Origin of the sequence: Pseudarthrobacter sp. AG30, from assembly GCF_003116525.1 — a bacterium.
Lineage (GTDB): Bacteria > Actinomycetota > Actinomycetes > Actinomycetales > Micrococcaceae > Arthrobacter.
The window spans coordinates 1-686 of record NZ_QEHL01000045.1 but is presented as its reverse complement, the minus strand read 5'-3'; the positions used below and the strand labels follow the sequence as shown (position 1 = coordinate 686).

The 686-nt window shown below is 65.7% G+C and carries 1 pseudogene; it reads right to left on the bottom strand.

The features are described from left to right. Positions 1–686 (bottom strand): annotated as a pseudogene (locus DC347_RS21185) (pyruvate dehydrogenase (acetyl-transferring), homodimeric type); the annotation flags it as partial.

Genomic DNA, 686 nt, shown 5'->3' with positions numbered 1-686 from the left:
GCCCCGGTTGTGCAGGTAGCGGTTGTTCTGGGCCTGGTAGATCGCGTTCATCGGCCCGATGCCCATGGACACGGTGGGGAATTCCCAGAAGTCCGGCATCAGCCGCGGGTGCGGGTAGGAGGACAGGGCGTGGCCGGCGCGGGACTTTTCCTGCCGGAACCCGTCGAGGTCTTCCTCGGAGAGGCGTCCTTCCATGAACGCCCGGGCGTACATGCCGGGGGAGGCGTGGCCCTGGAAGAAGACCTGGTCCCCGCCGCCGGGGTGGTCCTTGCCGCGGAAGAAGTGGTTGAACCCGACCTCGTACAGGGTCGCGGCCCCGGCGTAGGTGGAGATATGCCCGCCAACACCGATCTCGGGCCGCTGCGCCCGGTGCACCATCACCGCGGCGTTCCACCGCATGTACGCCCGGTACCGGCGCTCGAATTCCTCATTGCCCGGGAACTCCGCTTCCTGGTCCACCGGGATGGTGTTCACGTAATCGGTGGTGGTCACCATCGGCACCCCGACGCTCTGCGCGCCCGCGCGCTGCAGCAGGCTCCGCATGATGTATTGGGCACGCTCAGTGCCCTGTTCCCTGATCAACGCATCCAGGGACTCAACCCACTCGGCAGTCTCTTCCGGATCACGATCAGGCAGCTGGTTAGTCAACCCGCTGAGGATATGGGAGGTATCTTCTCCTGCAGCCA